Genomic DNA, 1,587 nt, shown 5'->3' with positions numbered 1-1,587 from the left:
CCGTCTGTGCCGTTCAGAACTTATGGCTGGCAGCACGCGCTGAGAATGTAGGTATTGGCTGGGTTAGTATCTTTGATCAGGACAGAGTAAAAGCAATTTTAGGCATTCCCGAACATGTCGTACCTGTCGCCTACCTATGTATGGGCTATGTCTCTGAATTTAAAGTGAAGCCCGAACTCGAAAGCAAGGGGTGGCGAGAACGTCTGCCATTGGAGGACTTAATCTACTTTGATCAATGGCAGCAACAAAACCGTGACGACAGTCTAATAAAAGTTATCTCTGACCAGCCCGAAGTTTAATTATACAGCGACCTGAGGTGGCAAAACGTAGTAATAAACACTGAAGAAATGACAAATACTGCCCCCCAGTACAAACAGATGCCAGATTGCATGGTTATAGGGAATTCGTTCGACCAAATAGAAGACAACACCAAGAGTATAGATTATTCCGCCCAAAGCGAGTAAAAACACTCCTCCTTCCGGTACTGATGCGAGCAAATCCTCAGCACTTAGAATCACCAACCAACCCATAAGCAGATAGCTCGCGACGCGCAAAAGTGAAAACCGATGCTTGAAACGTATTTTCAAGAAGATACCGAAAAATGCAATGCCCCAAACAAGGGCTAATAAGCCCCAACCACCGACTTCTCTCATACTCACCATGAGGTAGGGTGTATAAGAACCTGCAATCAGGAGGTAAATAGCACAGTGATCGAACATCTTCAGCTTATCTTTTTTAACCGGGCATCGCTCGGCATGATAAAGCGTCGAAGCTAAGTATAAAGCCGTTAGACTCAAGCCAAATATACTAAAACTGGCGACTCTCCATACATCATCCATTGGAATTGCAGCGATTAACAAGACAAATAAACCCGCAATGCTTAATAGCACACCTAGCCCGTGAGTTAAGGTATTTAGCAACTCGTCTAAACTATGTTCCAGGGTTTCCACCCGCTTATTATCAACTGGCTGATCGCCCGTTTTGTCCACCACTTTGCTCATAATCACAACTTGCGCCTCAAATTTAAGTGCACACATGTTAGCTGAAGTTGGACAGAATAAGTAGTCTATTTTTTAACCATAGTTAAGTCTGACCCTGCATAGTGACTACTAACTTACGTGAACCAGCTTGATTTCTATGCTCCCCAAGATAAATCCCTTGCCACGCACCCATCGAGAACCTTCCCGAGTTAATCGGAATAGTTAAAGAGCAGCCTAGCAGCGAGGCTTTGATATGAGCGGGCATATCGTCAGAACCCTCGAGTATATGATCATAATAGGGTGCATTTTCCGGCACAAACTTATTAAAGTGCTTTTCCATATCACTGCGGACATCCGGGTCTGCATTTTCATTTAATGTGAGTGATGCTGAGGTATGTTGAATAAACAGGTTCGCTAGACCTATTGAAATCGTATTGAGCTCAGGTAAGGCTTGCTCAATTTCCCGAGTGATCAGATGAAAACCGCGGGAGCGGGCTTGAAGCTCAAGTTCTTTTTGTAGCCATACTGTGCTCATCGTTAAAGTCGCGCCCTCTTGATTCAAATTAACTAAACAATGTAAGCCTGGGGTTCTCCCTCGGCAAATCTT

Annotated in this window: 3 protein-coding genes; 1 reads left to right on the top strand and 2 read right to left on the bottom strand. The window is 44.3% G+C overall.

Features of this window, described 5'->3' with window-relative positions:
• The coding region (locus tag A3766_RS17500) for a nitroreductase family protein (protein WP_197479612.1) at positions 1–299 on the top strand (299 nt) is incomplete at its 5' end.
• Here the strand turns inward: A3766_RS17500 and A3766_RS17495 are convergent.
• Together A3766_RS17495 and A3766_RS17490 are read right to left on the bottom strand one after the other, a co-directional pair.
• Complete coding sequence (locus A3766_RS17495) at positions 300–1,001, bottom strand: hemolysin III family protein (RefSeq protein WP_082865041.1); 702 nt, start codon at positions 999–1,001, stop codon at positions 300–302. It lies immediately after the preceding gene.
• A gap of 82 nt (positions 1,002–1,083) precedes the next feature.
• On the bottom strand, positions 1,084–1,587 hold a 504-nt coding region (locus tag A3766_RS17490), incomplete at its 5' end, for a secondary thiamine-phosphate synthase enzyme YjbQ (protein WP_369808636.1).

The organism is Oleiphilus sp. HI0132 (assembly GCF_001635845.1).
Note: the sequence above shows the minus strand (reverse complement) of the source record. Positions and strands in the feature narration are given on the sequence as shown.